This window comes from Flavobacterium johnsoniae (assembly GCF_030388325.1).
Classification (GTDB): Bacteria; Bacteroidota; Bacteroidia; order Flavobacteriales; family Flavobacteriaceae; genus Flavobacterium; species Flavobacterium johnsoniae_C.
This window is the reverse complement of sequence record NZ_CP103794.1, coordinates 2,117,218-2,143,154: the sequence shown is the minus strand read 5'-3', so window position 1 is coordinate 2,143,154 and position 25,937 is coordinate 2,117,218. Positions and strand designations below refer to the sequence as shown.

General features: G+C 34.1%; 21 protein-coding genes. 18 read left to right on the top strand and 3 right to left on the bottom strand.

Annotated elements, in window-relative coordinates; genetic code table 11:
- Positions 1-252: 252 nt before the first annotated feature.
- From NYQ10_RS09425 to NYQ10_RS09385, 9 genes are all read left to right on the top strand, one after another.
- Positions 253-534: a DUF7674 family protein gene (locus tag NYQ10_RS09425; protein WP_026730398.1), complete on the top strand. Its 282-nt coding sequence runs from the start codon at positions 253-255 to the stop codon at positions 532-534.
- A gap of 178 nt (positions 535-712) precedes the next feature.
- Positions 713-790, top strand: coding sequence for a K(+)-transporting ATPase subunit F (gene kdpF, locus NYQ10_RS09420; RefSeq protein ID WP_081909388.1), 78 nt, complete (start codon positions 713-715; stop codon positions 788-790).
- Positions 791-864: 74 nt separating this feature from the next.
- Positions 865-2,586 carry a potassium-transporting ATPase subunit KdpA gene (kdpA, locus tag NYQ10_RS09415; protein ID WP_289880266.1) on the top strand — a complete coding sequence of 574 codons (1,722 nt, stop codon included), beginning with the start codon at positions 865-867 and terminating at the stop codon, positions 2,584-2,586.
- A 205-nt stretch (positions 2,587-2,791) separates the two neighbouring features.
- Positions 2,792-4,849 carry a potassium-transporting ATPase subunit KdpB gene (gene kdpB, locus NYQ10_RS09410; RefSeq protein WP_289880264.1) on the top strand — a complete coding sequence of 686 codons (2,058 nt, stop codon included), beginning with the start codon at positions 2,792-2,794 and terminating at the stop codon, positions 4,847-4,849.
- 138 nt (positions 4,850-4,987) lie between these two features.
- Positions 4,988-5,539, top strand: coding sequence for a K(+)-transporting ATPase subunit C (locus tag NYQ10_RS09405; protein ID WP_289880262.1), 552 nt, complete (start codon positions 4,988-4,990; stop codon positions 5,537-5,539).
- Positions 5,540-5,906: 367 nt separating this feature from the next.
- Positions 5,907-6,986: a porin gene (locus tag NYQ10_RS09400; RefSeq protein ID WP_289880260.1), complete on the top strand. Its 1,080-nt coding sequence runs from the start codon at positions 5,907-5,909 to the stop codon at positions 6,984-6,986.
- An 83-nt stretch (positions 6,987-7,069) separates the two neighbouring features.
- A complete protein-coding gene (locus NYQ10_RS09395) occupies positions 7,070-8,194 on the top strand; it encodes a sensor protein KdpD (protein ID WP_289880258.1) in 1,125 nt (374 codons plus the stop codon).
- A 137-nt stretch (positions 8,195-8,331) separates the two neighbouring features.
- Positions 8,332-10,050 carry an ATP-binding protein gene (locus NYQ10_RS09390; protein ID WP_289880255.1) on the top strand — a complete coding sequence of 573 codons (1,719 nt, stop codon included), beginning with the start codon at positions 8,332-8,334 and terminating at the stop codon, positions 10,048-10,050.
- A 358-nt stretch (positions 10,051-10,408) separates the two neighbouring features.
- Positions 10,409-11,170 carry a phosphatase PAP2 family protein gene (locus NYQ10_RS09385; RefSeq protein ID WP_289880253.1) on the top strand — a complete coding sequence of 254 codons (762 nt, stop codon included), beginning with the start codon at positions 10,409-10,411 and terminating at the stop codon, positions 11,168-11,170.
- Positions 11,171-11,365: 195 nt separating this feature from the next.
- Here the strand turns inward: NYQ10_RS09385 and NYQ10_RS09380 are convergent, their stop codons facing one another.
- Positions 11,366-12,139 (bottom strand): XRE family transcriptional regulator, encoded by a 774-nt coding sequence (locus NYQ10_RS09380; RefSeq protein ID WP_289880251.1) that lies wholly within the window; start codon positions 12,137-12,139, stop codon positions 11,366-11,368.
- An 87-nt stretch (positions 12,140-12,226) separates the two neighbouring features.
- Here NYQ10_RS09380 and dinB point away from each other — a divergent pair, with 87 nt between their 5' ends.
- The 6 genes from dinB to NYQ10_RS09350 all read left to right on the top strand — a co-directional run bounded on the left by dinB (position 12,227) and on the right by NYQ10_RS09350 (position 19,906).
- On the top strand, positions 12,227-13,408 hold the full coding sequence (gene dinB / locus NYQ10_RS09375; RefSeq protein ID WP_289880250.1) for a DNA polymerase IV: 1,182 nt from the start codon (positions 12,227-12,229) through the stop codon (positions 13,406-13,408).
- A complete protein-coding gene (locus NYQ10_RS09370) occupies positions 13,408-16,461 on the top strand; it encodes a DNA polymerase III subunit alpha (protein WP_289880247.1) in 3,054 nt (1,017 codons plus the stop codon). The genes dinB and NYQ10_RS09370 overlap by 1 nt, the downstream gene beginning before the upstream one ends.
- A 201-nt stretch (positions 16,462-16,662) precedes the next feature.
- A complete protein-coding gene (locus NYQ10_RS09365) occupies positions 16,663-18,036 on the top strand; it encodes an exonuclease domain-containing protein (RefSeq protein WP_289880244.1) in 1,374 nt (457 codons plus the stop codon).
- A gap of 45 nt (positions 18,037-18,081) precedes the next feature.
- On the top strand, positions 18,082-18,708 hold the full coding sequence (locus NYQ10_RS09360; RefSeq protein ID WP_289880242.1) for an alpha-ketoglutarate-dependent dioxygenase AlkB family protein: 627 nt from the start codon (positions 18,082-18,084) through the stop codon (positions 18,706-18,708).
- A 157-nt stretch (positions 18,709-18,865) separates the two neighbouring features.
- The gene (locus NYQ10_RS09355; RefSeq protein ID WP_289880241.1) at positions 18,866-19,327 is read left to right on the top strand and encodes a DUF1810 domain-containing protein; all 462 of its coding nucleotides are present in this window, start codon (positions 18,866-18,868) and stop codon (positions 19,325-19,327) included.
- A gap of 168 nt (positions 19,328-19,495) precedes the next feature.
- Positions 19,496-19,906, top strand: a complete 411-nt coding sequence (locus NYQ10_RS09350; protein ID WP_289880240.1) for an MFS transporter — start codon at positions 19,496-19,498, stop codon at positions 19,904-19,906.
- Between the two features lie 80 nt (positions 19,907-19,986).
- Here the strand turns inward: NYQ10_RS09350 and NYQ10_RS09345 are convergent, their stop codons facing one another.
- Positions 19,987-21,399, bottom strand: a complete 1,413-nt coding sequence (locus NYQ10_RS09345) for an APC family permease (RefSeq protein ID WP_289880238.1) — start codon at positions 21,397-21,399, stop codon at positions 19,987-19,989.
- A gap of 279 nt (positions 21,400-21,678) precedes the next feature.
- On the opposite strand from NYQ10_RS09345, the gene NYQ10_RS09340 reads away from it, so the two are divergent.
- The 3 genes from NYQ10_RS09340 (at position 21,679) to NYQ10_RS09330 (ending at position 24,599) form a co-directional block, all read left to right on the top strand.
- The gene (locus NYQ10_RS09340) at positions 21,679-22,437 is read left to right on the top strand and encodes a methyltransferase domain-containing protein (RefSeq protein WP_289880236.1); all 759 of its coding nucleotides are present in this window, start codon (positions 21,679-21,681) and stop codon (positions 22,435-22,437) included.
- Between the two features lie 364 nt (positions 22,438-22,801).
- The gene (locus NYQ10_RS09335) at positions 22,802-24,226 is read left to right on the top strand and encodes a sensor histidine kinase (RefSeq protein WP_289880234.1); all 1,425 of its coding nucleotides are present in this window, start codon (positions 22,802-22,804) and stop codon (positions 24,224-24,226) included.
- The gene (locus NYQ10_RS09330; RefSeq protein WP_289880230.1) at positions 24,216-24,599 is read left to right on the top strand and encodes a response regulator; all 384 of its coding nucleotides are present in this window, start codon (positions 24,216-24,218) and stop codon (positions 24,597-24,599) included. The genes NYQ10_RS09335 and NYQ10_RS09330 overlap by 11 nt, the downstream gene beginning before the upstream one ends.
- Before the next feature lie 6 nt (positions 24,600-24,605).
- Here the strand turns inward: NYQ10_RS09330 and NYQ10_RS09325 are convergent, their stop codons facing one another.
- Positions 24,606-25,763, bottom strand: a complete 1,158-nt coding sequence (locus tag NYQ10_RS09325) for a C40 family peptidase (RefSeq protein ID WP_289880229.1) — start codon at positions 25,761-25,763, stop codon at positions 24,606-24,608.
- Positions 25,764-25,937: the final 174 nt, after the last annotated feature.

The following is a 25,937-nucleotide window of genomic DNA, read 5'->3' as shown; positions in this document are numbered from 1 at the left end:
GTTTAGATTCTAAATAATTGGAACTTTATACTTAAATAGAATACCTATAAGGTTTTGAAAACCTTGCAGGAATTGATTAATCAAGACAAACCTTATCATTTCAATAAAAGCTTATCATTTTGATAGGCTTTTTTTATGCCTGATTTTTGGCATACAACTACATTCCTTTTATTGACAGCACTTTAGCTGCAACTTCACTTTTTCGGAACATATTTTGGCATAACGAGGAAGAACATTAAAAATTCATTCCAAATGAAAAATCAAGTTACCTCAATCTACAAACAAGCTGAACGGTTTGCCGAAATCACTAAAAAATCAATTATTTCCGGCAATATCGTGAGAGCGAAGAAATGTCTGGCTCTTGCCGAACGTTTGTTTATAACCGGAAGCATCGAAACTAAAAATGCCATTTCTAATGTGTATGTTTTTTCGGTTTCTTCTTTTATGGAAGTGCGTCACTGTAATATTTCACATCTATTTCCTCAAACGCTTAAAGCGGAATATATCAAGCAGGTTAACGCTTCTGGCGTATAAATATGTTGAATCGGTTAACTGTTTAATTGTTTAATCGACTTCAAAAAATCTAAAATATAAAATCTGAATTCTAAAATCTAAAATAAATCCTATGATCACTTTTCTTTTGCTCGGACTAGCCGTTGTGCTGTTTGCAATTTGTTTTCTCTCTGTTGAATTTTTTGAAAAAATCTAAATCATGACTGCACTATTTATCATTTCAATCGCCGTTTTCGTGTATTTGGTTTATGTATTAATCAAACCCGAAAAATTTTAAAATATGAATTTTTAGAATTTAAGATTGTCTCAAAGAAATCTAAAATCTAAAATCAACAATCTAATATTAAATATATGAACACAGAATTATTAGGCGTCATTGGTATTTTTATCCTAACCATTGTTTTAGCGATTCCATTAGGAAAATATATTGCTAAAGTTTATTTGGGAGATAAAACACTTCTTGACCCGATTTTCAATCCAATTGAAAAATTTATTTTTAAAATCAGCGGTATTAATTCGGCTGAAGAAATGAACTGGAAACAACACTTAAAAGCACTTTTAAGTATTAATATGGTTTGGTTCTTTCTTTGCTTTTTTGTCTTGTTGTTTCAGGGTTCTCTGCCATTAAATCCAGATAACAACCCGTCTATGACGCCAGATCTGGCATTTAACACTGCTATTTCATTTTTAGTCAATTGTAACTTACAACATTATTCAGGCGAAAGCGGGGTTTCTTACCTTTCACAAATCGTCTTGATGTTTCTTCAATTTGTTTCTGCCGGTATCGGAATGGCTGCTGCCGCTATGATTTTTACAGCAATGAAAGAAAGAACAACAGAACAATTAGGTAATTTTTATAATTATTTCATCAAAAGCTGTACTCGTATTTTATTGCCGCTTTCAGCAATTGTGGCTGTTGCACTAGTATTTAGCGGTACTCCTATGACTTTTGAAGGAAAAGATGCTATTACAACACTACAAGGTGATCATGTAGAAGTTTCTCGCGGACCCGCTGCGGCCTTTATTGCTATTAAACATATTGGTACAAATGGTGGTGGATTTTTTGGAGCCAACTCAGCGCATCCATTAGAGAATCCAACTTATTTTACTAATGGAGTTGAACTTTGGGCCCAAATGATTATTCCGTTTGCAATGATTTTTGCTCTTGGATTTTTCCTAAACAAAAGAAAATTATCGAATATTATTTTTGGTGTAATGACGGTTGGATTTTTACTTCTTGTAGTTCCAACAGTTATGAGCGAAATCAACGGAAATCCTGCCATCGAAAAAATGGGTATCGCACAAGCAACCGGAGCGATGGAAGGAAAAGAAGTTCGGTTTGGCCCAGCAATGTCAGGCTTCTGGAGTATTGCTACAACGGTAATTTCTACAGGTTCTGTAAACAGTATGCACGATAGTTCAATGCCAATGTCTGGTACTATGCAATTATTATCTATGATGGTGAATGCCTTTTACGGCGGATGTGGTGTCGGTATTCTAAACTACTATATCTTCATTATTCTGGCTGTATTTATCTCCGGATTAATGGTTGGTCGAACTCCTGAATTTTTAGGAAAGAAAATCGAAGCTCGGGAAGTAAAAATTGCTGCTTTTATTGCCATTCTTCACCCTTTATTAATTTTAGCGGGAACCGCTTTAGCTTCTTATTTTGCTGCACATGATACTGCAATGGGTTATTGGTTTAACGGCAACGCGACAGGCTGGTTAAATAATCCAGGCAACCATGGATTCTCAGAAATGTTATATGAATACACTTCGAGCGCCGCTAACAACGGTTCTGGTTTTGAAGGATTGGGAGATAATAATCCGTTCTGGAATATCACTACAGGAATTATATTACTGCTAAGCCGTTTTATTCCAATCATTGGTCCATTGGCAATTGCAGGTCTACTGGCAGGTAAAAAATACATTCCAGAGAGTGCAGGAACTTTAAAAACAGATACCTCAATTTTCGGAATCATGACTTTCGCCGTAATCGCAATTATCGCTGCTTTATCGTTCTTCCCAGCGTTGGCTTTAGGTCCATTGGCAGAATTCTTTACACTAAAATAAAAATGCTGGATATTTTAAACACATAAAAATAAACGCAAAATATTTCAAACATAGCCCGTGGTTTCAACCACGGGAAACGAATTGCGGGGACAAAGATTGTGATATACGTTGCGTCCCAGCGGTTGAAACCGCTGGCTATGTTCTATAATCTATGTGTTTTTAGCGCATAACATTTAACAAATAACATTTAACTTTTTACAAGAAAATGACAACTAATAAATCCACATCATTGTTTGAAAGTAAACAGGTAAAAGAAGCTTTAGTGCAGTCTTTTGTCAAGCTGAACCCAAAAATGATGATCAAAAATCCGGTAATGTTTACCGTAGAAATTGGAACTGCAATTATGTTTGCTGTCTGCGTTTCGATATTAATGGGCGCAAATGACCAAGGAAGTTTTACTTATAACTTAATTGTATTTTTAATTTTACTGGCAACGCTTTTATTTGCCAATTTCGCCGAAGCCATTGCCGAAGCAAGAGGAAAAGCACAAGCGGACAGTTTAAGAAAAACAAGAGAAGAAACTCCTGCAAGACAGATTCTGCCAAACGGAGAAATCAAAAACATTAGTTCTTCTGCATTAAAAAAAGATGACATTTTCGTTTGCGAAGCTGGCGATTTAATTGCTGCCGATGGTGAAATTATCGAAGGTCTGGCAACAATCGACGAAAGTGCCATTACTGGAGAAAGTGCTCCTGTAATTAGAGAAGCTGGAGGTGATAAATCATCAGTAACTGGAGGGACAAAAGTATTATCTGATAAAATCAAAGTAAAAGTAACTTCTGAACCTGGCGAAAGCTTTTTAGATAAAATGATTGCTTTGGTTGAAGGTGCGAGCCGTCAGAAAACACCAAACGAAATTGCCTTAACCATTTTATTAGCCGCATTTACTTTAATATTCGTGATTGTGTGCGTTACGCTAAAACCGTTTGCCGACTATGCCAACGCACCCATCACGATCGCGGCTTTCATTGCTTTGTTCGTTTGTTTAATTCCAACTACAATTGGAGGGTTGCTTTCTGCGATTGGTATTGCGGGAATGGACAGAGCATTACGAGCTAACGTAATTACAAAATCGGGCAAAGCGGTTGAAACTGCTGGAGATATTGACGTATTGCTTTTGGATAAAACTGGAACTATTACAATTGGAAACAGAAAAGCAACCAATTTTTATCCAACAAAAGGGATTTCTTTTGATGATTTTGTGAAATCGGCTGTTTTGAGTTCGCTTGCTGATGATACCCCTGAAGGAAAAAGTATCTTGGAGTTAAGTGAAATGATAGATGTAAAAAATGAAACGAAAGCAAGTTTCTTAAAGACTACTTCTGATATTTCACATACTATAAAGTTTACTGCAGAAACCAGAACTTCTGGTGTTGTATTAAAAGACGGAACAAATATTAGAAAAGGTGCTCAGGATGCTGCGAAGAATATTGCACAACAAGCCGGAAATTCTTTTCCTGAAGATACTGCACAACAAGTAATTTCTATTTCGTCTAACGGAGGAACACCATTAGTAGTAATTAAAAACAATGAAGTTCAAGGTGTTATCGAACTTCAGGATATTATCAAAACCGGAATGAAAGAGCGTTTTGAGCGTTTACGCAGAATGGGAATCAAAACGGTTATGGTTACAGGAGATAATCCGCTTACGGCTAAATTTATTGCCGAAGCAGCCGGTGTTGATGATTTTATTGCCGAGGCTAAACCTGAGGATAAAATGAATTACATCCGAAAAGAACAGGCTGAAGGAAGACTGGTTGCCATGATGGGTGACGGAACAAATGATGCTCCTGCCCTTGCCCAAGCCAATGTTGGTGTTGCGATGAACAGCGGAACTCAAGCGGCAAAAGAAGCCGGAAACATGGTCGATCTTGACAATGATCCAACGAAACTAATCGAAATTGTTGAAATTGGGAAACAGCTTTTAATGACTCGAGGCACTTTAACTACTTTTTCTATTGCAAATGACGTTGCTAAATATTTCGCTATTGTTCCTGCCTTATTCATCACGGCAATTCCAGCACTTCAAGGTTTAAATATCATGCATTTGCATAGTCCTGAAAGTGCCATTTTATCAGCCGTAATTTTCAACGCGATTATTATTCCAATTTTGATTCCGCTTGCGCTGAAAGGTGTTGATTATCGACCAATTGGAGCGAGTGCAATTCTTAAAAGAAATCTTTTGATTTATGGTCTTGGCGGATTGATTGTTCCTTTTATTGGAATCAAATTGATTGATGTGCTTGTTGCACTCTTCATGTAAAAATTAAACCTGACAGGTTTTAAAAACCTGTCAGGTTTACAAAAAACTCAAATTAAAAACATAGACTTTGGATTCCTTAAGCTTCTAAGAAAAAAACTTAGAACCTTAGCATCTTAGAGTCTTAGAATCTCAAAAGAAATGAAAAATCTATTTTCTATAATAAAACTTACTGCGGTTACCTTAATCTTATTCGCAGTTATTTACCCTTTAGCGATTTATGGAATCGCACAATTGGCTCCAAATCAAGGAAAAGGAGAAACTATTTTGGTTAACGGAAAAGTGGTTGGTTACCAAAAAATTGGTCAGAAATTCGATAAGTCGAATTATTTCTGGGGAAGACCTTCGGCTGTTGATTATAACGCGTCGGGAAGTGCCGGAAGCAACAAAGGCCCAAGCAATCCTGATTATTTGGCTTTGGTTCAAAAAAGAATTGATACGCTTTTATTGGTTCATCCGTATTTGAAAAAATCTGATATTCCGTCGGATATGGTTACGGCTTCTGGAAGTGGTTTAGATCCGAATATTTCTCCGCAAGGGGCTTTGATTCAGGTGAAGCGAATTGCTAAAGAAAGAAATTTAGCTGAAGCTAAAGTAAAATCTTTGGTGGAATCTAAAATTAATACGGCTGTTGTTGGTCCTGAAACGGTGAATGTTTTGGAATTGAATGTGGCTTTGGACCAGCTTCGCTAAGATGCTAAGGTTCTAAGATACTGAGATTCTAAGTTTTTCTATGCGCATTCTTGTCATTTCGACGAAGGAGAAATCACACTCGTAATTCGACAAAGATTGGCGATTAACTGTGCGGAGTTTCTAGTGTGATTTCTCCTTCGTCGAAATGACAAACTAAACGATAAAAACTAATCTTTAAAAATAAATACCTACAAGGTTTTGTAAACCTTGCAGGAAATAAAAACGCCTTTTTACCCCAAATGCCCTAGCCCCGATAGTAGTGGAAATCCTTTTGTGTCTCGTTAAAGAAACGAGACACAAAAGATTGAAACGGATAGCGGGATTAGCTCCTAAAAAATCTACTAATAAATAATAGAATACCACAAAAATGAAAAAAATAATACTTACTGCTTTAATCGCTTTTGGTTTTAGCAATTTACACGCACAAGAAGAATCTAAAAGTCCATTGACATTTTCGGGATATGTTGACGCTTATTATAGTTATGATTTCGGAAAACCGGAAAATCATACTCGGCCAAACTTTTTTTACAGTTATAATAAAAGCAACGAGGTAAACCTGAATTTTGGAATGGCGAAAGTGAATTATTCGAAAGAAAATATTCGAGGGAATTTTGCCTTGATGGCGGGAACTTATGCCGAGTATAATATGTCTGCCGAGCAAGGTTTATTGAAAAATGTTTATGAGGCGAATGTTGGTCTAAAGATTTCGAAAAACCATAATTTATGGGTTGATGCCGGAATTATGCCTTCGCATATTGGTTTTGAAAGTGCGATTGGAAAAGACTGTCAGACTTTAACGAGAAGTATTCTGGCTGAGAATTCTCCTTATTATGAAACGGGAGTTAAAATTGGTTATACTTCTGAATCTGGAGAATGGTATTTGGCGGGAATGTACCTGAATGGCTGGCAGAGAATTGAAAAAGTGGAAGGCAATCAAACGCCTGCTTTTGGAACTCAGGTTACGTACAAACCATCTGATCGGGTTGCTTTGAACTGGAGTACGTATGTTGGAAATGAACAGCCGGATATTGACAAAAAATGGCGTTATTTCAACAACTTTTACGGACAATTTAAGGTAACAGAAAAGACAAATATTACAGCTGGTTTTGATATTGGATCTCAGCAATCGGCTAAAGGAAGTGATAAATACGATACTTGGTTTTCGCCTGTTTTGATTCTGCAATACAAACCAGTTGACAAGATTCAACTTGCAGTACGAGGTGAATATTATAGTGATGAAAAAGGTGTAATTATCGCAACTGAAACGCCAAATGGTTTTAAAACTTACGGATTTTCGGCTAACTTTGATTACTTAGTTACTGATAATGTTATGTTTAGAATTGAAGCAAGAAATCTTTCAAGTAAAGATGAAATCTTCACCAATAAAGACAATCTCCCAACGGATACGAATACGTTTGTAACGACTTCCTTGGCGATTTCATTTTAGCTTTAGGCTATAGGCTTTAAGCAGTAAGCTTTTAAAAGTTATACTGCCTAAAGCCTAAAGCTTATGGCTTAAAGCATATTTTTATGGAACAGAAAAATAATAACGCACAGCACTTTCTCGATTTGATTCAGAAATCACGAAAAGGGAAGTTTAAAATCTACATTGGAATGAGTGCCGGTGTGGGCAAAACTTTTCGTATGCTTCAGGAAGCGCATTCGTTATTGAAAAACGGAATCGATGTAAAAATTGGCTACATCGAAACTCATATGCGAAAGGAAACGCATGAATTATTAGCGGGTTTGCCTATAATTCCGAGACGGACCATTTTCTATAAAGGAAAAGAATTGGAAGAATTGGATGTTCAAGCTATAATTAACCTTCGTCCAGAAGTAATTATTGTTGATGAATTGGCGCATACAACCGTTGAGGGAAGCAAAAATGAAAAACGCTGGCAGGATGTTTTAGAGATTCTGGAAGCTGGAATTAATGTGATTTCAGCTGTCAATATTCAGCATATTGAAAGTTTAAATGAAGATGTAAAACGAATTACAAACATTGATGTTCAGGAACGTATTCCTGATAATGTTTTGCGATTGGCAGATGAAGTCGTGAATATAGACTTAACATCGGAAGATTTGATTGCCCGATTGAAAGAAGGAAAAATTTATACTCCGGATAAAATTCAGACAGCTTTAACGAACTTTTTTAAATCGGAACAGATTTTACAACTTCGGGAATTGGCTTTGAAAGAAGTAGCGAGTCAGGTCGTTCGGAAAGTTGAAAATGAAGTTCCGAATCTTCATGCTTTACGACATGAGAAACTTTTGGCCTGCATTAGCAGTAATGATAAAACGGCTAAAATTGTGATTAGAAAAACAGCAAGACTCTCCAGTTATTATAACGGATTGTGGTATGTTTTGTATGTGGAAACCCCACAGGAAAGCAGTAATAAAATTGCTTTAGACAAACAAAGGCATTTAATTAATAACTTTAAACTCGCCGTACAATTGGGTGCAGAAGTTATTAAACTAGAAAACAAAAATATTGCCGATGCGATTTTGGCAACCGTAGAAGAAAAACAAATTACAACTGTATGTATCGGGAAACCGCATTTGAATTTATTTAAAGTAATTTTGTCTACAACAATTTTCAGGCGTTTGCTAAACAAACTTTCTTTATCGAATGTTGATCTTGTTATTCTGTCGTAATATTTTCTAACCATTAAGATATTAAGTAAATAAAGACTATGCCTTAATTTTCTCATTCAAAGTTTCATTAAGTAAAGCTTAATTTTCTTAATATCTTAATGGTTCAAATAAAAAAAACTTGTTTTTAAATAAACGTCATGAGAATTAAAACCAAATTGAATCTGGGAGTTGGATTATTATTTTTAATGATCATTATACTTTCGTTAGTGAGCGGTTATTCTGTTTTTTTGATAAAAGCAGACACAGAGAATATTCTGAAAGCGAATTATAATACGCTGGAATATTCGCGAAATATGATTTTGTCTTTGGATGAAATTAAAGCGAGCCCTGATAGCAAGATTCATGTTTTCAAGGAATATCTTGAAAAACAAACGCAAAATGTTACCGAACCTGGAGAAAAAGAAGCAACTGAGAATCTGGAAAAAAGTTTTATGCTTTTAGAACAAAACGGATCAAACGAAACCATAAAAGCAAAAATCAGACAGGATATTTTTGCGATTATGAAACTCAATTTAGATGCCATAAAACAGAAAAGTGACATCGCAAAACTCACTGCCGAAAATGCCAATTTATGGATTGCCATTGTGGGAAGTTTATGCTTCTTGATTGCTTTTAATTTGCTGGTTAATCTGCCCAATAACATTGCCAATCCGATTAAAGAATTGACATTTAGTATTAAGGAAATTGCGAATAAAAACTATTCCGAACGTGTTCATTTTACAAGTCATAGCGAATTTGGAGATTTGGCCAAATCGTTTAATACAATGGCGCAAAAACTTCAGGAATATAACGACAGTAATTTGTACAAACTCTTCTTTGAAAAGAAACGACTGGAAACTTTAATCAATAATATGAATGATCCTATTATTGGTCTAGATCATGAAGGAATTGTTTTGTTTGCGAATGATGAAGCGCTAAAAATTGTTGGTCTAAAACTGGAAGATGTTATCGGAAAATCGGCTTCTGCTCTAGCCTTGTCCAATGATTTGATTCGGTCTTTGATTTTGAAAGATGAATCAGATGCTCCTAAAAAACAACCGCTTAAAATTTATGCGCACGGAAAAGAAAGTTATTTCGAAAAAGAAATTCTGAACATTACCATAATTCCGACGGGAGAAGAAAAAGAAATCAATATTGGTGATGTGATTATTCTGCGAAATATTACGCTTTTTAAAGAACTGGATTTTGCTAAAACCAACTTTATTGCCACAGTTTCGCACGAATTAAAAACGCCAATTGCGTCTATAAAATTAAGTCTTCAATTACTTGAAAATGAAAAAACGGGCGACATGAACGACGAACAAAAACAATTGGTCGAAAGTATAAAAGATGATAGTCAGCGCCTATTAAAAATTACAGGCGAACTGCTTAATCTATCTCAATTAGAAACCGGAAATATTCAATTGAATATTGAAAAAAGCAATCCGCATCAGATTGTAAATTATGCTGTTGAAGCCGTAAAAGTCCAAGCGGAACAAAAACAGATTCAATTAATTATTGATGCTGATGAAAATCTAACTGAAGTAAAAGCCGATAGCGAAAAAACTGGCTGGGTTTTGATTAATTATTTATCGAACGCGATTCGGTATTCTTCTGAAAAAAGTACCATTCATATCAAACTAAAAAAAGAATTAAATCAAATTGTGTTTCAGGTTATCGATACCGGAAAAGGAATTGATACGCGATATAAAGACAAAGTTTTTGACAAATATTTTCAGGTTCCTGGAAGTCAAAAATCAGGAACGGGATTAGGATTAGCTATTAGTAAAGAATTTATTGAAGCTCAAAATGGAAGTGTTGGCGTTGAGAGTAATTTGGGGTTGGGAAGCACGTTTTGGTTTTCGTTGAAGGTATAAGAATAATTGTTAATTGTTAATTGTTAATTGTTAATTGTCTAAAGAAAAAAATATTAAAGAGCTTCGGAGAAGCGAGATATTTATAGCTAATTTGATTCACATTGATAATAAGCTCCAGCGGAGCGATATATTTCACCCCGCTGGGGTTTCTTAAAATACATAATGATTTTCTATAAATATAGCGTCCCGCTGGGACTTATTCACAAAATTGAGAACTCTAGGGCTTTTAAAAATAAGCCAATCTTAATTCAACTACCTCATTTAAAACCAACAAATTAATATTCACTTAAGGTTCAATTAAGACCAAAATACTAGCCTCGAACATTCGTTACTATTGCAAAATATAACGACAAAAACAATGTTCCGCAAAACAATTTCCCTCGTATTCCTGTTCGGATTATTTTCTGCAAATGCACAGCAAAATGATTCGATTGTAAAAATTGACAGTACATCTAATCATTTAAAATTCAATTACAAACAATTAATTATTCCGAGTGTATTAATTGGTTATGGCGTAATTGGTTTAGAAAGTGATCAGCTTTTGAGTTTCAATCACCAAATTAAAGCTGAAGTTACTGAAGATATTGACGAGAAAGTTACTATTGACGATTTCTCACAATATGCGCCTGCCGTATCTGTTTATGCACTGAATGCTTTTGGTGTAAAAGGCAAAAATAATATGCGCGACCGTTCTGTAATACTTGTGACTTCGTATGCTATTATGGCTTCAACGGTTTTGGGTTTAAAATCGATTTCACATGTAGAAAGACCAGATGGAAGTTCAAAAAATTCCTTCCCTTCTGGACATACGGCAACTGCATTTATGGGTGCTGAATTTTTATACCAAGAATACAAAGATAAATCGATTTGGTACGGAATTGCAGGTTATGCCGTTGCAACTGGAACAGGATTATTTAGAATTTATAACAATCGCCATTGGCTTACTGACGTCGCAGCAGGAGCCGGAATCGGGATTTTGAGCACGAAAATTGCGTATTGGATCAATCCTTATATAACTAAAAAACTATTCAAATCATCAGCCGAAAATAAATCAACTTCTATGATAATGCCTTTTTATAACGGACAGCAATATGGTTTGGGATTTGCGAAGGTTTTTTAAGTTTTTTTTTGCCACTAAGGCGCTAAGGCACAAAGTTATTTAAGCCACAGATTAAAAGGATTTTTGAATTGCTTTGTTTTGATTTATCCGCCACGAATTACGCAAATTTCCATGAATTATATTTGATAAAAAATTTGTGAAAATTTGTGTACTTCATGGAAAAAAATAATCCTTTTAATCTGTAGCAAACTCTTTTTATGTATTCGAAGTATTATTCTTAATCTCTCGAACTTCTCTTTTCAATTCTAAAAGCAAATCTTTCATTGCTCCAGTTTCTGTTATTTCTTGTTTCTTATCCGAACGGCCAATGTTACATTCGTATTCCCAAATCTCCAAAATATCAGAAGCTTTCACTTCATAATTCGGATAAAAATTATTATCTGATTCTAAAACCAAAGCATTTTTTTTATTTTTATTAAGACGCTTATACACCATTCCTTCATTTTTGGTAATCAGAATATAAGTTTTACCATCCATTACCTCTCCCAGTTTTTCTACATAACGACCAATAATAATCGAACCATCTTCGTGTGGAGGCATTGAATCACCTTCAACAGGAAATCCACGATGTTTTCCAGGACCTAGAAATGGAAGTGTAATCTGCTGTAAACTTTCAATATATTCTGGATCAGCATATCCGTTTAGATAACCTGCTTTTGCTTTTTGAGATACAATTTCAATAAAATTTTCTCCAAAACTATCCACTTGAATTGGTAAAATAAGTCGGTTGCCTTCTAGTTTTATCAAATTTTGCACATCAATTTTACGAATATCGACAGATAATATCAAGTCAATACTCATATGAAAATACAATGCAATCTTCTTTAGAATATCATACGGTGCTTCCGAAGTTCCGTCTTCGTATTTCACGTATCTACCTCTGGTAATACTAAGGTTTTCAGCTAATTTCTCTTGTGATATTTTATGCTTAACCCTTAATGCTCTGATGTTGTCTGAAAATAAGGACATAATAAATTTGTTATAATTTGGAACAGCAAATATACAAAAAATGTTATCATCTGTACTAATTTTGTTTCATACAAAAACAAAAGGAAAATGGCACGGGCAATTGTACATATGGATTTGGATACCTTTTTTGTATCCTGTGAAAGACGCACTAACTCAGAACTCAACGGAATTCCGCTTATCATAGGCGGAGGAGATCGAGGGGTTGTAGCATCTTGTTCTTATGAAGCCCGCAAATTTGGTGTTCGTTCTGCTATGCCTATTCGTATGGCATTAAAACTTTGTCCAGACGCAAAAGTTATGAAAGGAGACATGGAATTATACTCGCAATTATCTCACGATGTAACAGAAATTCTTCAAGAAAAAGCACCTGTTTTAGAAAAGGCAAGTGTAGACGAATTTTATCTGGATATTACTGGAATGGACAAATTTCATGGCAGTTATAAATGGACAAATGAGCTAGCTCAAAAGGTGATTAAAGAGACCGGACTTCCTATTAGTTTTTCATTATCCATCAACAAAACCGTTTCTAAAATTGCAACTGGCGAAGGCAAACCCGTTGGAAATCTTGAAATTCCAGAACAAAAAGTACAAGATTTTTTAAATCCGCTTTCTATTCAGAAAATACCAATGGTAGGCGCTGTAACTTTTCAGCTTTTATCTCGAATTGGCGTTCGGAAAATTCAAACTCTAGCCGAAATGCCTGCCGAAGTTTTGCAACAGATGATTGGTAAAAATGGGTTAGAACTCTGGAAAAAAGCACACGGAATTGATCACACACCTGTTGAACCTTACAGCGAAAGAAAATCAATTTCTACCGAAACTACTTTTTCTCAAGATACAATTGATCTTGCAAAACTGAGAAGAATATTATTAGGAATGGTAGAAAAACTGGCCTTTCAGCTTCGTGCCGAACAATGGCTGACTTCAACTGTTACGGTAAAAATACGTTACGCCAATTTTGACACCGAAACCAAACAATGCCGAGTCGCCTATACTTCAGCCGATCACGTTTTGACTAAAAATGTAATTGAACTTTTTGAAAAGGTCTACCAGCGTCGTATGCGTCTGCGCTTGATTGGCGTTCGATTTAGCGGATTGGTACGCGGTACTTATCAAATTGATCTTTTTGAGGATACTCAGGAAATGCTTTCACTTTATGAAGCGATGGACAAAATGAAAAGCCGTTATGGTTTTGATGCTGTAATGCGTTGTGCCGGAGCTCATTTTAAACCAAACACTAAAGACGAAATTTTAAAACGAAAAAAATAATGTATCTCAATTGTCATTCTTATCATTCATTACGTTACGGCACGATTCCGCTTAAGGATTTGATTGCTGAAGCGGTTTTGCATGGTATAAAAGCAATGGCTTTGACAGATATTAATACCGTTACCGGAATTTACGATTTTATAAAAGCGTGTCAGGAAAAAGAAATTAAACCTTTGATTGGAATGGAATTTCGTTGCAATCATGAATTTCGATATATTGGTTTGGCTCAAAATGCAGAGGGTTTGGCCGAAATGAATGTTTTTCTAACTGAACATAATTTCAGCGGAGAAACTTTGCCTTTGCGTGCTCCAAAATTCGAATCGGTTTTTGTGATTTATACTTTGGAAAATGCTCCAGAAACGCTTTTTGATAATGAATTTATCGGAGTTCGCCCTGAAGAAGTTTCAAGTCTTTTGACTTCAAAACATAAAAATAAAATCTCCAAAATGGTGATTTTACAACCTGTAACTTTTAGAAGTAAAAAAGAATACAATCTGCATAAAGTGCTTCGGGCTATTGATACGAATATTATTTTATCGAAACTTACAGAAGCAGATTACTGCAAAGTTTCTGATGTGATGAAACCTGTAGAATCGATTCTACCATTTTATGAAAAATATCCTGAAATCATTTTGAATACACAGCGCATTATTAACGATTGTAATTTTCAATATGATTTTTCGGTTAAAAGAAATAAAAAATTCTATACTCAAAACCGTCAGCAAGATTTAGAAAAACTGACCGAATTAGCTTGGGAAGGATTTGAAAAACGTTACGGAAACGAAAATATTGAAGCAAAAGCCAGAGTAGAAAAAGAATTAAAAGTAATTGACGAATTAGAATTCAGCGGTTATTTTTTAATTACCTGGGACATTATTCAATATAGCAACAGTAAGGGTTTTATGCATATTGGACGCGGAAGCGGTGCCAACAGTATTATTGCCTATTGTCTCGGAATTACCGATATCTGCCCTATTGAACTCGATTTGTATTTTGAACGCTTTTTAAATCTAAACCGTAAAACACCACCCGATTTTGATATTGATTGGAGTTGGCAAGAACGCAACACAATTCTGGAATATATCTTCGGAAAATACGGTAAAGATCACGTTGCTTTTTGTGGTACAAACGTCGAGTTTAAGTATAGATCTATTTTTAGGGAAGTCGGAAAAGTTTTTGGTCTTCCTAAAGAAGAATTAGATCTTTTGGCAAAAAATCCAGAAGAATTTCATCCAACCAATAAAATCGTGAAATTGGTTCAGGAATACGGACAAATGATGGAAAAACATCCCAATCAACGAAGTATGCATGCGTGTGGAATTTTGATTTCTGAAGAACCAATTACGAATTACACTCCTTTAGAAATGCCTCCAAAAGGTTTTCCAATCGTACTTTTTGATATGCATATTGCCGAAGAAATTGGTTTTGACAAATTCGATATTTTAAGTCAGCGCGGTATCGGGCATATTGACGACAGTGTAAAACTAATTGCCAAAAACCGAGGCATAAAAATTAATATTCGCGATACTTCCATTTCTAAAGACGAGGCTGTTTGCAATTCTTATTTAGCAAAAGGACATACAATTGGCTGTTTTTATATAGAAAGTCCTGCTATGCGTGGTTTACTGCGTCGTTTAAATTGTGATAATTATAAAATTCTTGTCGCCGCGTCGTCTATCATTCGTCCAGGAGTTGCACAATCTGGAATGATGAAAGAGTATATTTTCCGTCATAACAATCCAAATCAGTTTGAGTATTTCCATGAAGTTTTCAGAGAACATCTTGGCGAAACGTACGGGATCATGGTATATCAGGAAGATGTTATTAAAATCGCCCAACATTATGGCGGACTTCCCGCTCCTGACGGTGATATTCTTCGTCGCGCCATGTCGGGAAAAGGAAGATCATTGGAAGCTTTGCAAAAAGTAAAAGATAATTTCTTTGCGAGTTGTGCTCAAAAAGGGCATCCGTTACAATTAAGTCAGGAAATTTATCGCCAAATTGAATCTTTTGCGGGATATTCTTTCTGCAAGGCGCACTCGGCTTCGTATGCAGTTGAAAGTTACCAGAGTTTGTATCTGAAAGTCAATTATCCAGTTGAATTTATGACAGCGGTAATCAACAATCAGGGCGGATTTTATAGAACTGAAGTTTATGTCCACGAAGCAAGAATGTCTGGCGGAAAAATTCATAATCCGTGTGTGAATAAAAGCGAATATCAGACTACTTTATACGGTACAGATATTTATCTCGGTTTTATGCACATTCAAAGTCTGGAATCTAAAATCGCTCATTTGATTGAAGAAAACCGAAATAAAAAAGGTGATTTTAATTCTCTGGAAGATTTTATCAATCGAATTCCAATTGGAATTGAAGGCGTTAAAACACTGATTTTTATTGATGCTTTTCGTTTTACAGGAAAAACAAAAAATCAGCTTTTGGTAACTGCCAGTTTACTATTGAATAATTTTAAACCTGAAAACAGAGATTTGAAATTACTGCAAGAACCCGTTAAAGAATACAAACTTCCAAAATTAGAGCGTTCTGTTTTTGAAGATGCATTTGACGAAATCGAATTGTTGAGTTTCCCCGTTTCTTGCACTGTTTTTGATCTTTTGCAAACCAAACATCGCGGTGATGTGATGGCTAAAGATTTGGTTCAATATCATAAAAAACAAGTCAGAATGCTGGCGTATCTAATTTCCAGAAAACACGTTCCAACCAAAAAAGGCACCATGTATTTTGGAACTTGGATTGATCATGAAGGCACTTATTTTGACACCGCTCATTTTCCTGATAGCCTTGCTAAACATCCATTTCAGGGAGGAGGCTGTTATCTTTTGTTAGGAAATGTCGAAGTCGATTATCATTTTCCAACGATTACGATAATCAAAATGGCAAAAATGCCTTTTATTCCAGATCCACGTTATATGGATGCTAAAGATCAATACCGAACACAAAACCAAATTAAAGAAGATATAAGCCTTACGCACAGAAAACCTTATCCGTCTGAACATGAGATTAATTTGCCCAGACACCGAATGAAGTTTTAATTTTTATTAAACGCCGAAAAATTGCTCGCAAAGGCGCGAAGACGCAAAGTTTTTTCTTTTTAAGTTTTTAAATAAAACTTTGCGACTCTGCGACTTTGCGAGATTAAAAACCAAAGAATAAAACAAAAAAAACTTTTTGAGCTAGACTCTAATATGTGTTAAAAAACTAAATAATAGAAGTAGAATTTACGTTATATAAAGATGAAAAATACGGAATATGCTATAGTCGATATTGAAACCACAGGCGGAAATGCCAGTGGCAGCCGCATTACAGAAATTGCAATCATTATTCATGATGGCAAAAATGTGCTCGATCGTTACGAAACTCTTGTAAATCCTGAACAGGACATTCCTCCTTCTATTTTTGGATTAACAGGTATTAATAACGAAATGGTTGCCAATGCGCCAATCTTTGATGACATTTCAGAGAAAGTTCTCGAAATGCTTACCGATCGTATTTTTGTGGCGCATAATGTTAACTTCGATTATTCGTTCGTTCATCATCAATTGGAACAAGCTGGTTTTAAATGGTCTGCAAAAAAACTTTGTACCGTTCGTGCTGCACGAAAAATCAAACCAGGATTGGGTTCTTACAGTTTAGGAAATCTTTGCAATTCTTTAAATATATCTTTAGAAAACAGACACCGTGCAGGCGGAGATGCCGATGCCACTGCTCTATTATTTTCGCTTTTATTAGAATGGGACGATGCTGGAGAAATCGAAAAAATGATCAAGAAAACAGCACAAGATCAGCGTTTGCCTCCAAATCTTCCGCCAGATGATTTTAATAATTTACCTGATAAACCTGGAGTATATTATTTTTATAATCAACAAAAAAAAGTTATTTACGTTGGAAAAGCGATTAATCTGAAAAAACGTGTCGCTTCTCATTTCAGCGGAAACAATATTAATCCGCAAAGACAACATTTTTTGCGGGATATTCACGGAATTTCTTTTGAAGTCTGTGCTACCGAATTAATGGCTCTTCTTTTAGAATGCACCGAAATCAAAAAACTATGGCCAACTTACAACAGAGCCTTAAAACGTTTTGAAGCCAAATTTGGAATCTATCAGTACGAAGCCCGAAACGGTTATAAATATCTCGCGATCGGAAAAGTGAGTAAATTTCAAGTCTGTATTCATGAATTCAGCAGTTTGTACGAAGGCATTAATTTACTTAGAAGTCTGGCTGAACGCTTTGAAATCGATCATCGTTTCTGTAAATATTCAAAATCTGAAGAAGGAGAGTTTTATCAGAATAATAATTTGAAAAGTCTACCCGATGTTATAATGCATAACACACAAATTGATAATGCGATCGATTATCTGTTAAACAACAGACCAACTTTTGCCATTATCGACAAAGGAAAATCAAAAGAAGAACGCAGTTGTGTCTGGATAGAAAATGGGCATTTTTATGGCATGGGATATCTTCCTTCTGATATTTCGATTCACGAACCTTCAGACGTAAAAAATTATGTTACGCCTTATAAAAGCAATCAATATATTGAACAATTGATTTTTTCTTATGCAGAAAAACATCCTAGAAAAGTATTTTTCAAAAATCATTTCTAATCTAAAATCAAGTTAGAGAAAAATAGAGCTATAAAAATCAAAATTATGACACTATTTAGCGACACCGAATTATTTACGACCGGACACGCAGGCAAAAAAATATTTGATCTTCCTGACTGTGAATTAATTCTGATTGATAATTTTTTCAGTAAAGAAGAATCGGATTCTTTTTATGAAAGAATACTGAGTAAGACTAAATGGAGAGAATATGAAATGGAAGTTTATGATAAAACTTATACTGTTCCCCGCATGATATCATGGTATGAAGACAAAGATAATCCTGGCGCAGATCCAAACGGACCTGACTGGACGTATGAATTATTAAAAATAAGAAGTCGTGTTGAAAAAGAAACTCAGCTTGATTTTAATAGCCTTCTGTTAAATTTATACCGAAACGGAAAAGATGGCGTTGGCTGGCACAGCGATCGGGAAGACAATTCTGGTAAAGATCCAATTATTGCATCGGTTACTTTTGGAGAAACGCGAATGTTTAAACTTCGTCATAAATTTAGAAAGGACATTCCGCTGGTTGAAATACCTCTTCATCATGGCTCTTTCTTACTAATGGCAGGAACTACCAATAGTTTTTGGCAACATCATGTTCCGAAAACGGCACGTAAAGTTTTACCCAGAATAAATTTAACTTTTAGGCAAACGCAACGTAATGCGTAAGTCATTAGGAACTAAAAACTAGCTGATTTATTAGCTCAATACCGACGAGGAAAATTCTGTCGAAAAAAGTTAAAATACTGATTGTATGAACGTTTTATTAGGCTGAACCCTCCTTTTTTACTATTTTTGCAACCTTTTAAAAAAATATAATACCGTAATGGCTTATTCAAACAATGATTTAGCGCGCTTCTTAGATGCGCAAAACAAACTTTATCTTACCGCTTTTTCTGAAATCAGTAAAGGGAAAAAAGAAACGCATTGGATGTGGTTTATTTTTCCGCAAATAAAAGGTTTGGGCAAAAGCGACACAGCTAATCTTTATGCCATTAATGATTTAAAAGAAGCTTCAGATTATTTAGAACATCCAATTCTTGGAAAACATTTAATTGAAATTTCGGAGCTTTTATTGACTTTCAAAAGAAAATCTGCTGATGGAATTTTTGGAGATTTAGATGCTAGAAAATTACGTTCTTGCATGACTTTATTTTCTTTGGTAGAAAATGCAAATCCGATATTTCAGGAAATTTTAGAATCTTTCTTCTCTGGAGAAAAAGATCCTTTGACTTTGTCTATTATTAATTCAACTATAAAATCATCTACTGAGCCAGCTGTTGCTTAATCAATACGCGAAGCGCTCTTTGTGATTCTTACATCAAAAGGCATTGCTTAATTGCAGTGCCTTTTTTTATGCATTCTAATTTCTTAATTATCAATCTCTACGGAGAAATTATTCATTTTAAAGGAATTAGTCCTAACTTGCATAATTCAACCTCAAACCTTAACCTTAATGAATGAAAAAATCAAAACATTACAAATTATCCATTTTGCCATTTGTGCAGGAACTATTGCTGCCTATTTTTTTGTTGGCGAAATTTCTTTAGAAAAATTACAAATTCCTGCAATTAGCACGCTCTCTATTATTTATACGTTAATACCTATTTTGGCATATATAATAAGTACTTTTCTATTCCGATCGCAAATCAAGCAAATTGATCCGAAGCTAAAACTCGAAGAGAAATTATCTTTTTATCAGGCTGCTTCAATCATGCGATGGGCTATTTTAGAAGGTGCCGCTTTTATACTTCTGTTTCTAAAACCAGATTATATTTTATTTGGTATTCTTATAATTGTCTATCTCATTTTCTTAAGACCTACCGAAGAAAGAATTAAAAATGATTTATCTGATAATGGTTTTTAAACCTCATTATAAATAATAAAAAAAGCGTCTTGATAGTTACAAGACGCTTTTTTATAAATAAGTTTTCGAGATTTTAAAATTTAATTTTCTTTCGGTTTGGTTAAATAATACACTGGAATTCCTGTCAGCATAATCAATACGCCCCAACCGCAAGTTGAGAATTTTGTTATCAGTAAAGAAATACAAATCGCACTTGCAACAACAATATAAAACATTGGTAAAAATGGATATCCAAAAGCTTTATAAGGTCTTTCTGCATCTGGCATTTTTTTACGTAAAATGAAGATTCCGTAAATGGTAAGGATATAGAAAATCAAAACGATAATAATAACAAAATCTAGCAAATCTCCATATTTTCCTGTAAGACACAAAGCCGATGCCCAGATACATTGCGCCCAAAGCGCCCATGCAGGTACACTTGATTTATTTAAAACAGCAGCTTTTTTAAAAAACAAACCGTCTTTTGCCATTGTATAATAAACTCTTGCACCAGCCATAATTAATCCGTTGTTGCAGGCAAAAGTCGAAATCATAATCATAATTGCGATGATAAGCGTTCCGATATTTCCAAAAATATATTGTGATGCCACAACTGCAACACGATCAGATTTTGCTGTAGCAATTTCATCTAACGGAATTACAGCCAAATACATAATATTTGTCAATACATAAATGATGGTTACGATAAAAGTTCCGAGAAACAAACTTAAACCAACATTTCTCTGTGGATTTTTAATTTCTCCAGCAATAAAAGTAACACCATTCCAAGCATCACTAGAAAATAATGATCCAACCATTGCTGCCGAAATTCCTGTAATCAAAGCTGTTCCTCCAATTGGCATCCATTCACCGCTTTCTGTATCAAAAACACGAGTATTCCAAGCATCTGTCCAATTGGCATTCCAAACAGAAGCTTTTGCTGCCAATGTTAATCCGAATACAATTAATCCTAGTAATGATAAAATTTTGATGATTGTAAGAACGGTTTGCAGAATCTTTCCGTTTTTTACACCACGACTATTTATATAAGACAATAAAATTATGGTAATAATAGAAACTACTTGCGCGGCGTTGAGTTTAAAAAAGCCAATTTCGTAAAGAATATTTTCATCGCTAAAAGGCTCGTATAAATAAGCGGCAAATTTTGAAAATGCAACACCAACTGCTGCAATTGTTCCGGTCTGTATTACTGCAAAAAAACTCCATCCGTACAGAAACGCAATTAGCTTATTATATGCTTCTTTTAGATAAACATACTGTCCTCCTGCTTTTGGAAACATAGAACTCAATTCGCCATAACTTACAGCGGCAATAACTGTAATCAATCCTGAAATCAGCCAAATTAACGTTAGCCATCCTGCAGATCCGACTCGTCTTGCGATATCTGCGCTTACAATAAATATTCCAGATCCTATCATAGAACCAACTACAAGCATGGTTCCGTCTAATAATCCGAGTTCTCTTTTAAAATGTTCTTGATCGTTTTCTTGCATTTTTATTGGTTTTGGGTTGGTTAAAGATATACTTTTTTTAGAAATTTTATTTTTTTAATTCTGAATTCGCAATATTATGGGCGTATCCCTTCGGGTCGGGCTATCGGCTATATCTTTTATTCCGTTTCTCTTCATAAAAGGATACCGCCTCTATCCCTTACGCGAACGGTACAAACATATTTAAGGCATTACCATTCATGACATAAAACTTAAAGACTTTTCCAAAACTTAACATAATCTCAAATGATCTTTTCTTATCTTTAAATAAAAACATAGATTATGACTTGGGATCCAAAAAAATATGATGAATTTAAAACAGAACGTTCTAGACCTTTTAATGATTTAGTAAGTCATATTGTTGATCAGCCAAATCTAAAAGTTATCGATTTAGGATGCGGAACTGGCGAACTCACAAAAAAACTGTCTGAGAAACTTCCTAATTCAACTGTTCTAGGAATAGACAATTCAGCTGAAATGCTAGCAAAAGCTCCGACAGCTGAAAATTTAACTTTTAAAGAATTATCTATTCCAGACCAATTAAAAGAGGAAACAAAATGGGATGTCATTTTTTCGAATGCTGCTTTACAATGGATTGATAATCATGGCGAACTTTTTCCAAAAATTATTTCTCATCTAAATCCTGGAGGGCAATTGGCTGTACAAATGCCGCAACAAAATGAGAATATTCTAAACAGAATACTTTTAAATTTAGTTCAAGAAGAACCTTTTGCTTCATATTTAAATAATTGGACACGACCTTCTCCTGTTTTAAGTTTAGACGAATACGCTAAAATATTTTTTGAAAATGGAGGAAAAAATCTCGTTATCTATGAAAAAGTTTATCCACAGATTTCGACTTCTAAAAATGACTTTTTTAATTTCATTTCTGGTTCTGCACTTACTGTTTATGAAGAGCGTCTAAATGAGAAACAATTCGAAAATTTATCTGCTGAATTTAAGAATAGAATAAACAAATATTTCCCTGTTGTACCGTCTATTTATGCTTTTAGACGGTTAATTCTTTGCGCGAGATTTTAGAGCAAAATTCCATTTAACTTAAACAAAAGTTCAATATTTCAATTTATAAGTCTATATATTTATTCTTTTTAAAATCCTTAAAAAGAACTAAAAGAATCTTTTTTATTAGAACTAATCGCAAAACAAACTTCAAACAATTAGAGAAAACCAAAATAAAATTTTAAAAAATTAGCTATTTTTTTGAAAAATAAATAAGATAATTTTTACTACATTTGAAAAAGCCAATCTAAATCTATTTTAAAATAACATTTTTCATTAACAAGTGTTTAAGTAACAATTAAACAAATCTTTCCCCAAAAGTTTGTTTCATTTTACTCAAATACGCAAAAAGACACTTTACTATTAACCTACTAATTATAAGCTTATGTCTAAGTTGCAAGCTTTAAAAAACTTCCGTTTTCCAAATGTTTTTATTCTTATTTTAATCATTTTTATTTCCTGCGCTTTACTGATTTGCATCAACTTTTTTACCATTAAAATCTTATCTGCAAACAGAGCTTATGTAAACGGAGAATCTCACTATTCAAAAAGCCAGAAAGAAGCATCTAGACACCTCATCACTTATTTATATACCAAAAACCCTAATCAATGGAAATTGTATTGTGAAGAATTGAAAGTTCCTCAAGGCGATGGTATTGCTCGAATTACACTTTTAAAAGCTGGAGATAATGATATCGCAAGAAAAGGTCTGCTTATTGGGCGAAATCACGAAGATGATTTAGATGATATTATTTGGCTTTTTGACAATTTCAAAGAAGTTTCTTTTTTAGCCAAAGCAATTGATGAATGGGGAAAAGGCGACAAACTAATCTTCAAACTATTTGTAATTGGACAAGAGGTTAATGCTAAAATCAACCGTAATCTTTTAACTTTAAAAGATCAAAGGCAATATTTAAAAGAAATTAGTTCTATTAGTGATAGTTTAACGATCAATGAAAGAAATTTCTCTAATCTATTGGGTGAAGGAACTAGAAAAATAAAAGACCTGCTGATTTTTACAAATGTGTTTTTTGTTCTAGTTATAATATGCAGCGTTTGCCTGTATTATTCTATTATGGTTAAAAGATTACTTATTTCTAAAAAGGAAACCGAGGCAAAAAATGAAAATTTAATTATCGTAAATCGCGAATTAGACCGATTTGTTTATAGTGCTTCTCACGATTTGAGATCTCCCATAACTTCGCTAAAAGGACTTATAGAAATTACATCTTTAGAAGATGATGTAACTCAAATTCGCAATTATCTCCAAATGATGCATCATAGTCTTGCAAGACAAGATCAATTTATTAGCGACATTATAGATTATTCCAAGAATAAAAGAAAAGAAATAATCATGGAACCTGTAAGTTTGAAAGAGCTTTTTAATGAAGCCATTCTTCAATTGATGCACATTGAAAATGCCAATAGAATAAAATTTACCCAAGAACATTTAGTTGACGAAATTGAAAGTGATGGACTTCGTTTAAAAATCATCATTAACAATTTAATTTCCAATGCTATAAAATATTCCGACACTAGCAAACAAGAAATGTTTATTTCTATCAAAACCTATTTTAGCGATGGTTTAAACAAAATTGAAGTTACAGATAACGGAATCGGAATTAATGATAAAGACAAAGAAAATATATTTGAAATGTACTTCGGAACGAACAAAAACAAAGGCTCTGGATTGGGACTTTATATTGTAAAAGAAGCCGTTGAAAACATAAAGGGCGAAATTTCCGTGTTTTCAGAAAGCAACGTTGGAAGTAAATTTATAGTAACAATACCACATTCACATGCCATCTAAACCTGATTTTTTACTAGTAGAAGATAATTTAATTGACCAATTTGTTACTAAAAAACTACTCAAAAAAGGATTAAATATAAATCCTTTATTCATTGCAAATAATGGAAAAGAAGCTATTGATTGGCTTACAAAAAATCCAATTCAAAACTCGTTAGTTATTTTTTTAGACATTCAAATGCCTGTAATGAATGGATTTGAATTTTTGGAGGAATTTGCTAGACTTGCCGAAAAAATAAATAACAAAGTAGAAATTTTTGTTCTTTCCTCAACTTTGGATACAGATGAAATTAGAAAAGCAAAAGAAAACAAATATGTAACTGATTTTTGGAGCAAACCTTTTTGCCTAGAGACATTAAAAAATACTTTTCTCTAAATAATTTTATTCTAAAACTCTATTTACCTGAGAAAAAGCTCTTGTGTAGTAAGGCTCTTTTGTAGAAGAAATCATTACGCCACCATGAGTAGAAGAATGAACAAATTTGATTTCACCTTCAGCAACTTCCACAATCATTCCGACATGATTAATATGTCGTCTTCCGTTGGTTCTAAAGAAAATCAAATCGCCTTTTTGCGCTTCGTCTGTGTTTACTTTTGTTCCGACGCGAGATTGTTCTATTGAACTTCTTGGAAGTTTAATATCAAAATTATTAAACGTACAGATCATTAAACCTGAGCAATCGAAACCTGCTTTTGTGGTTCCGCCAGAACGATAGCGTATTCCGATATTCTCAGTTGCATTTGCAATAAGCTGGTCTATTAATTCAGAATGACTTCCTGCCGCTAATTTTACAAATGTAGAGTCTTTTTTTATTTCGGCCGTTTCTGCGATTTGAACAGGCGAAGTAATTGCTACATTTTGTGATTCTTGAACTGCTTTAGATGCTTCAATCGCATCTGCTTTTTCTTTTGGAATTCGAATTTTTAAAAGGTAACCAACAGGAACTTTCCCTTTTATTGACGGATTCTGACGTTCCAATTCCGCAACTGTAATTCCGTATTCTTTTGAAATACCGTATTTAGTTTCTTTAGCTTTGACTTCTCTGTAAAGTTCAACATCTTTCGAAGCAATTTCCTGAATAACAGGCTTGTCGTTTGGCAATGAATTAGCGGAAGGAATTACAATTTTCTGTCCGATTTTCAAGCCTTCCGTTTCCAGAAGCGGATTGGCTTTCTTTAATTCATCAACCGTCACATTGTATTTTTTTGAGATTCCCCAAAGCGTTTCTTTAGACAAAACTTCGTGCGATCCTAGAGTATTACTTGCAATTACTTCGGATTTTGGTTCCGATTTAGCCTCTAACTTTGGTTTAGATTTGGCAGTATTCTTATTTTTATTTGGAATTAAAAGTACCGAATTTAGTTTTAGAATTTTAGGAGCGTCTGGATTTGCATCTGCAATATCTTTTACTTTTACTCCATATTTTTTAGCAATAACAGAAAGATTTTCTCCTTGTGAAATTTTGTGTTTAACAAAATTATCTTGCGCAAACGCTCCTCCACTGAAAAAAATCAAAACTATTATTAATCTAAAAACCATATCTACTATTTAAGTTAGTACCTCTTATTTTTTAAGTTTCATTACAGAATTAAACTCAAAAGTTACAAATATATTACCTCAAAGGCGAATTTAACTCTTAAAACCTTAAAATCCATAATTTTTAACAATTAATTTCATCTAAATTAACAGCCTTGGCATAAATGTTGAGCCAAC

Bases quoted from the DNA above. Each gene is read 5' to 3' on its own strand.
- dinB (WP_289880250.1), top strand. From the start codon at position 12,227: ATGGCACGGGCAATTGTACATATGGATTTGGATACCTTTTTTGTATCC.
- NYQ10_RS09370 (WP_289880247.1), top strand. From the start codon at position 13,408: ATGTATCTCAATTGTCATTCTTATCATTCATTACGTTACGGCACGATT.
- NYQ10_RS09400 (WP_289880260.1), top strand. From the start codon at position 5,907: ATGAAAAAAATAATACTTACTGCTTTAATCGCTTTTGGTTTTAGCAAT.
- NYQ10_RS09345 (WP_289880238.1), bottom strand. From the start codon at position 21,399: ATGCAAGAAAACGATCAAGAACATTTTAAAAGAGAACTCGGATTATTA.
- NYQ10_RS09405 (WP_289880262.1), top strand. From the start codon at position 4,988: ATGAAAAATCTATTTTCTATAATAAAACTTACTGCGGTTACCTTAATC.
- NYQ10_RS09360 (WP_289880242.1), top strand. From the start codon at position 18,082: ATGACACTATTTAGCGACACCGAATTATTTACGACCGGACACGCAGGC.
- NYQ10_RS09380 (WP_289880251.1), bottom strand. From the start codon at position 12,139: ATGTCCTTATTTTCAGACAACATCAGAGCATTAAGGGTTAAGCATAAA.
- kdpA (WP_289880266.1), top strand. From the start codon at position 865: ATGAACACAGAATTATTAGGCGTCATTGGTATTTTTATCCTAACCATT.
- NYQ10_RS09335 (WP_289880234.1), top strand. From the start codon at position 22,802: ATGTCTAAGTTGCAAGCTTTAAAAAACTTCCGTTTTCCAAATGTTTTT.
- NYQ10_RS09340 (WP_289880236.1), top strand. From the start codon at position 21,679: ATGACTTGGGATCCAAAAAAATATGATGAATTTAAAACAGAACGTTCT.
- NYQ10_RS09425 (WP_026730398.1), top strand. From the start codon at position 253: ATGAAAAATCAAGTTACCTCAATCTACAAACAAGCTGAACGGTTTGCC.
- NYQ10_RS09330 (WP_289880230.1), top strand. From the start codon at position 24,216: ATGCCATCTAAACCTGATTTTTTACTAGTAGAAGATAATTTAATTGAC.
- NYQ10_RS09350 (WP_289880240.1), top strand. From the start codon at position 19,496: ATGAATGAAAAAATCAAAACATTACAAATTATCCATTTTGCCATTTGT.
- kdpB (WP_289880264.1), top strand. From the start codon at position 2,792: ATGACAACTAATAAATCCACATCATTGTTTGAAAGTAAACAGGTAAAA.
- NYQ10_RS09365 (WP_289880244.1), top strand. From the start codon at position 16,663: ATGAAAAATACGGAATATGCTATAGTCGATATTGAAACCACAGGCGGA.
- NYQ10_RS09395 (WP_289880258.1), top strand. From the start codon at position 7,070: ATGGAACAGAAAAATAATAACGCACAGCACTTTCTCGATTTGATTCAG.
- NYQ10_RS09390 (WP_289880255.1), top strand. From the start codon at position 8,332: ATGAGAATTAAAACCAAATTGAATCTGGGAGTTGGATTATTATTTTTA.
- kdpF (WP_081909388.1), top strand. From the start codon at position 713: ATGACTGCACTATTTATCATTTCAATCGCCGTTTTCGTGTATTTGGTT.
- NYQ10_RS09355 (WP_289880241.1), top strand. From the start codon at position 18,866: ATGGCTTATTCAAACAATGATTTAGCGCGCTTCTTAGATGCGCAAAAC.
- NYQ10_RS09325 (WP_289880229.1), bottom strand. From the start codon at position 25,763: ATGGTTTTTAGATTAATAATAGTTTTGATTTTTTTCAGTGGAGGAGCG.
- NYQ10_RS09385 (WP_289880253.1), top strand. From the start codon at position 10,409: ATGTTCCGCAAAACAATTTCCCTCGTATTCCTGTTCGGATTATTTTCT.